Source organism: Corynebacterium sp. HMSC11E11 (assembly GCF_001807025.1).
In the GTDB taxonomy this organism is placed as follows: Bacteria; Actinomycetota; Actinomycetes; order Mycobacteriales; family Mycobacteriaceae; genus Corynebacterium; species Corynebacterium freneyi.
In genome coordinates, this window is the sequence record NZ_KV787094.1 from 1 (window position 1) to 6,091 (window position 6,091).

The following is a 6,091-nucleotide window of genomic DNA, read 5'->3' on the forward strand; positions in this document are numbered from 1 at the left end:
CCGCCCCCGATGAGGGGCGGCGGCGGTTCTGCCATCTGCACGGGTGCGAAAACCCCGGCGGCTTCGGCCACTTCGGGCCCGGGACCGCCCTTTCCGGGGGTGCGGGGCCCGGAAGCGAACTACACGAGGGCGACGACGAGGATCTGCGCCAGGATGATCTTCATGATCATCGCCATCGGATACACCGTGGTGTAGCCCATCGCCGGCAACTCGTTCTTCGCCTGGTCGTTGACGTAGGTCAACACGGCCGGGTGCGTTTGCAGACCGGCCAAGATGCCGGCGGTCTGGCCGAACGGGATCTTCAGGACCTTGTGCCCGATGATCAGCGTCAGCAGCGCCGAGCTGAGCGCGATGATCGCCGCCAGACCCAGCACCGTCAGCGACGACGGATCGCCCAGGGCCTCCTTGAACCCCGCGCCGGCCGTGGTGCCGATGCCGGCCAGGAACAGCGCCAAACCGACCTGCCGGAAAGCCAGATTCGCCGAGTAGGGGATCGGCCACACCAACGGGCCCGTGCGACCCAGGGCGCCCAAAACCAGGGCGACGACCAGCGGACCGCCGGCCGAACCCAGCGTCAGGGTGACGCCACCCGGAATCGGCACCGGAATCATGCCCACCAGAACGCCCAGCAACAGGCCCAGGATCATGGGCAACAGGTTGACGTCGGAAAGCTTCTTGTACGAATCGCCGAAGAACTTCGTGGCATCGCCGATGCGATCCGGCGTGGCCACCACGCGCACGCGGTCACCCAACTCCAGCTTCATCTGGGGGGAAGCCACCATGTCCAGGTCACCGCGACGAACGCGGGTGATGACCATGCCGTCCATCTTCGTGTGCAGCTGCTCCAACGGCACACCGCACACCTCGCCCGACGACACGAAAATGCGGCGGAAATCGAGGCGACCATCATCGGTCGGATCACCCGGCAACAACGTGCCGATCCGCTCCGCCGCCGCCTCGATGACGTCCTCCGTGCCGACGACCGACACCACGTCACCGGCGACCAGGGTGTCGCCCTCCGCCGGCACGTACAGGTGCCCCTTGTGCTCGATGCGCGAAATGATGATGTCCAGGCCGAACACCACCGGCATGTCCGTCACCGACGGCAAATCATCCTTGGTGACCTCCACCCGGCGCGTATGCAACGGCAGCGCCGCCACGCCGGCCTCCAGGGCCTCGCGATCATGGTCCACCCGGAACACCTTGGCCACGATGCCGATCGACGCGATGACCGCCAGCACGCCGATGGGATACGCCAGGGAATAACCGATGACCGGCATCTCCAACTTGCTCTGCAGCTCCGCATCATCCGAAATGATGCTCGGCAGCGCATCGACCACCGCGGCCAGCGCCGGCGTATTGGTCAACGCACCGGTGAACGTGCCCGCACCCTCGACGTTGTCCACCGGGAACAACGAGATCAGCACGAACGCCTCGATGGCGACGACCACCAAAATGACGGCGCCGAACGCATTGTGGCGGATGCCCGTTGACCGCAACGTGGCAAAGAACTCCGGGCCGGACTCCAGGCCGATCGTGTACACGAACAAAGCCAGCCCGACGATGTAGATCAACGGCGGAATCTGAATGCCGGGCTCGAACGTGGCCAAACCCAGACCGACGAACAGCACGGCGGCGATGCCGAGCTTGAAGCCGAAAATGCGGATCTGCCCCAGGGCCAGACCGAGGCCCATGATGACGAGCAACGCCAGCAACTGGTTTTCAACGAGTATTTGCACGACGCCCATGGTGGCACACCTCGCGGATTAACACCCGTCGAGTGATCCACATCGCCCACCCCGCTCACCTGGGAAAACGTGATCAGCGCGACAAGACTCGACCACCGTCACCCCGTATGGGGGCGCGGCCGGCTCGAAAACGGAAAGCCCGGAAAACGTCGGGCGCACGACGACGGGCCGGGCCGTCGGCAAGCGACGACCCGGCCCGGAAACTCCCCCGAAGCGAAAAACCCGAAACGGTGGAACTAGCCCCGCTTCTGCTGACGCTGCTGCATGCGGCGCGCACGACGATTCATCGACTGCTGACGAGCGCCCTTCGGCAGCGGCCCCTTCGGCAACGACGCACGGGCATCGCGGATCTTCTCCATCGACTCCACGCGCGACGCCAACTTGTTGGCCTGATCCTTATCGTAATTGCGCGGGAAACGCAGCATCTCGCGCTGCAGCTTCTTCACCGGCACCTGGCCCTCGCCCGTGCCCACCATGATCTCGTAGATCGGGGTATCGCCCAGGAAACGCGCCAGCGTCTTCTTCTCGCGGGCCATCATCGCCTTCACGCGGGCCTCGTCGCCCTCGCCCACCAGAACCACGCCCGGGTTGCCGATGACGCGATGCACCGCATCAAGCTGCTGATTCGCCTGCGCCGCCTGCGTGACGTGCCACACGATGCCGACGCCGGAACGCATGTTGTCCAACGCCCACCCGGCGGCGCCCATCTGACCCTCCGCCTCGGAAAAGAACGTCGCCTCCAGCCGCTTGGTGAAGATCCACATCGCCAACGCGAAACCGATCGACAAACCGAGGATCGGCAGGAACCACGCCCACATGCCGCCGATCAACAAACCGATGATCAACAGCACCAGCACCGGGCCCAGCAGGCCCAGCAGCATGTACGGAATCAGCTTCTTGTCGCGGGCCTTCTGCAGCTTGAAGGCCTGCCACATCTGGCCGCGGGTCTCCTTGCGCTTCGCGCGCTTGGCCGACCGCTCGGCCTTCTTCGACGCTTTCAGCTCGTCCTTTTTCGCCATGGCCACAACTCTAGGGCATGGGCGAATCGGCGGACGAAACCGGCCCGACACGCACGCGGCGTGCCGGGCCCGGGGGGAGAGCGGGAGTTCCGCCGGCCTAGCGGGCCGGGGCGACCTCCGAATCCTTCGACGCCCCGTACTTCTTCAGCAGGCTCGACGCCTCCTGGTTGGTGGACACGTCCTCGCCCAGGGAAGAAAGGTGCTCGGGCAACTCCTCGCCGCGCGCAGCCAACGCACGGGCGAACAGTCGGCCGGCGCGGTACGACGAACGCACCAGCGGGCCGGCCATGACGCCGGCGAAGCCCATCTCGTACGCGGCCTCCGACAGCTCGACGAACTCCTCCGGCTTCACCCACCGGTCGATCGGATGGTGCATCGGCGACGGACGCAGGTACTGCGTGATGGTCAGGATGTCGCACCCCGCATCATGCAGATCCCGCATCGCGCCCAGAATCTCGTCGCGATCCTCGCCCATGCCCAGGATCAGGTTCGACTTGGTCACCAAACCCGCCGCACGGGCCCGCGAAATCATCTCCAGGCTGCGGTCGTAGCGGAACGCCGGGCGAATCTTCTTGAAAATCCGCGGCACCGTCTCGATGTTGTGCGCGAACACGTCCGGCCGCGCCTCGAACACGACCTCCGCCGCCTCGCCGTCGCCGCGGAAATCGTCGACCAGCAGCTCCACGCCCGTGCCCGGGTTGAGCTCGCGAATCTGCCGGCACGTCTCCGCGTACAGCCACGACGCACCATCCGGCAGATCATCGCGGGCGACACCCGTCACCGTCGCGTACCGCAGCCCCATCTCGCGGACGGATTCGGCCACGCGTCGCGGCTCATCGCGGTCCAGCGCCTCCGGCTTGCCCGTGGCGATGTTGCAGAAATCGCAGCGCCGCGTGCACTGGTCGCCGCCGATGAGGAACGTCGCCTCACGGTCCTCCCAACACTCGAACAGGTTCGGGCAGTTCGCCTCCTGGCACACCGTGTGCAGCGACGCGCCCGACACCCGTTTCTTCATCGCCTTGTACTCCGGACCCGTCTTCGCGGTGGTGCGGATCCACGAGGGCTTGTGCTCGATGGGCGTCTCGGCGTTTTTCGCCTCGATGCGCAGCAAACGACGACCTTCAGGTGCTGTAGACATGCGCCCAGCCTACAGATCGTGATCGGCGACGCGAAGGTCGCCATCCAGAGCGGCGGCGATAGCCGAAACCAAAGGTTCCCGCAGGTCCGCCACGGTGACGTCGCGGCCCAATTCCTCGCTCAACGTGGTCACTCCGGCGTCGGCGATGCCGCACGGAACGATGTGCCCGTAGTAGTCCAACGTGTTGTCGCAATTCAATGACACGCCATGCATGGTCACCCCGTGGGTGACGCGGATGCCGATCGCCGCGACCTTCCGCGACGGCTTCAACTCGCCCCCGACGACGCCCGCCGGAAGCCACACTCCCGAGCGGCCCTCGACCCGGCCGGCGTCGTCAAGCCCCAACCCGCGGACGACGTGAATGACGGCCTCCTCGATGCGACGCACGTAATCCACCACGTCCAGCGGCTCCGCCAACTTCACGATGGGGTAGCACACCAGCTGCCCCGGCCCATGCCACGTGATGCGGCCGCCGCGGTCGACGTCGACGACCGGCAGCCCATTGTCCGGGAGGTCCTCCGGCTGCGTGCGCTTGCCCGCCGTGTACGTGCTCGGGTGCTCGAGCGCCCACAGCTGATCGCCGATCTCGCCGGCCGCACGCGCCGCGGCGGCATCGGCCTGCCTGCGCCACGTGTCCACGTAATCGACCGTGCCCAGGTCCACGACCTCGATCGGCTCGTCCGACGCCCGAATCGACGACGCGGGGTGCGTCACCGGTTCCGGCGTGCCGTGGGCCGCGTCGGCGTCGGCTGCGTCGGCGGGTCGGGATTCCTGCGTGCGGGCCGTGTTCGTCATGCGAAGCAGTCTAGCCCCGTCCGCGTGACGACGACCCGCCCCGACTACTTCGGCCCGAAAAACGACCACGCCCTCCCGGTCGAAAAACCGGGAGGGCGTGGCCGTGGATCCGACTGCGGACTCGGGTCCTACAGGCCCAGGTCGCGCTGGAAGTCGGCGACCTGCAGACGGTCGACGACGGTGGTCATGAAGCGACCCGCGTCGGCGCCGTCGATGAGACGGTGGTCGTAGGTGATCGGCAGGTACGCCATGGCGCGGATGCCGATGGCGTCATTGCCGTTCTCCGTCACCACGACGGGACGCTTCTTGATCACGCCCGTGCCGATCATCGCGCCCTGCGGCGGGACGAGGATCGGGGTGTCGGACAGCGCACCCTCCGAACCGATGTTGGTGATGGTGAACGTGCCGCCGGACAGGTCGTTCGGCTTGAGCTTGTTGTTGCGCGCACGGTCGGCGATGTCGACGATCGCGGCGGCCAGCTCCGGCAGGGACATGTCCTGCGCGTCGTGGATGACCGGGGAGAGCAGGCCACGCTCGGTGTCCACGGCGATGCCGAGGTTCACCTTCTCGTGGTAGGTGATCTCCTTCTTGTTCTCGTCCCACGAAGCGTTGACGTTCGGGTGGGAGACCAGGGCCTCGACGACCGCCTTGGCGAAGAACGGCAGGAAGGTCAGCTTCACGCCGTGCTTGTCCTGGAACTCGGCCTTCTTCTCGGCGCGCAGCTCCCACACCTCGGTCATGTCGACCTCGTGCAGCTGGGTGAGCTGCGCGGAGGTCTGCAGGGACTCGAGGGTCTTCGCCGCGGTGATCTCACGGATGCGGTTGGCGCGCTGGGTGGTGCCGCGCAGCTCCGCCAGCTCGGGGCGAACGCCCTTCGTCGACCAGTTGGAGGAGGCGGACTCGTCGGCCTTGTCGGCGCCGGAGCCGGCCTCGGCCGCCTTGAGCACGTCCTGCTTGCGGATGCGGCCGCCGATGCCCGAGCCCTCGACCTTGGACAGGTCGACGCCGTGCTTGTCGGCGAGCTTGCGCACCAGGGGAGTGACGTACGGGACGTCGGCGTTGCCGGAGGTGTCCTGCTTGGACTCCTTCTTCGGCTCCTCCTTCTTCGGGGCCTCCTGCTTCGGCTCGTCCTTCTTGGGGGAGGACTGCTCTGCCTTCGCGGCCTTCGCCTCCTTCTTCGGAGCCTCCTTCTTGGGCTCCTCCGGCTCGGCCTTCTTCTCGGCCTCGGCCTCGGCGGCGGCGACCTCGGCATCGCCGTCGGCGGCGTCGGCGTCACCCACGCGGGCGATGACCGCACCGACGTCGACCGTGTCGTCGACGTCGAAGAGAACCTCGACCAGGGTGCCGGCCACCGGCGAGGGGATTTCGGTGTCGACCTTGTCGGTGGAGAC

General features: G+C 66.8%; 5 protein-coding genes. All 5 read right to left on the reverse strand.

Going from position 1 to position 6,091, the window contains the following annotated elements:
- Positions 1–119: 119 nt before the first annotated feature.
- The gene (locus HMPREF3121_RS00325) at positions 120–1,739 is read right to left on the reverse strand and encodes an aspartate:alanine exchanger family transporter (protein WP_210387233.1); all 1,620 of its coding nucleotides are present in this window, start codon (positions 1,737–1,739) and stop codon (positions 120–122) included.
- A 245-nt stretch (positions 1,740–1,984) separates the two neighbouring features.
- Positions 1,985–2,767 carry a DUF4191 domain-containing protein gene (locus HMPREF3121_RS00330; protein WP_070519003.1) on the reverse strand — a complete coding sequence of 261 codons (783 nt, stop codon included), beginning with the start codon at positions 2,765–2,767 and terminating at the stop codon, positions 1,985–1,987.
- Between the two features lie 97 nt (positions 2,768–2,864).
- A complete protein-coding gene (gene lipA, locus HMPREF3121_RS00335; protein ID WP_070519005.1) occupies positions 2,865–3,905 on the reverse strand; it encodes a lipoyl synthase in 1,041 nt (346 codons plus the stop codon).
- A gap of 9 nt (positions 3,906–3,914) precedes the next feature.
- Positions 3,915–4,700, reverse strand: a complete 786-nt coding sequence (gene lipB, locus HMPREF3121_RS00340; RefSeq protein WP_083291101.1) for a lipoyl(octanoyl) transferase LipB — start codon at positions 4,698–4,700, stop codon at positions 3,915–3,917.
- Positions 4,701–4,828: 128 nt separating this feature from the next.
- The coding region (gene sucB, locus HMPREF3121_RS12765) for a 2-oxoglutarate dehydrogenase, E2 component, dihydrolipoamide succinyltransferase (protein ID WP_246816014.1) at positions 4,829–6,091 on the reverse strand (1,263 nt) is incomplete at its 5' end.

Bases quoted from the DNA above. Each gene is read 5' to 3' on its own strand.
- HMPREF3121_RS00330 (WP_070519003.1), bottom strand. From the start codon at position 2,767: ATGGCGAAAAAGGACGAGCTGAAAGCGTCGAAGAAGGCCGAGCGGTCG.
- lipA (WP_070519005.1), bottom strand. From the start codon at position 3,905: ATGTCTACAGCACCTGAAGGTCGTCGTTTGCTGCGCATCGAGGCGAAA.
- lipB (WP_083291101.1), bottom strand. From the start codon at position 4,700: ATGACGAACACGGCCCGCACGCAGGAATCCCGACCCGCCGACGCAGCC.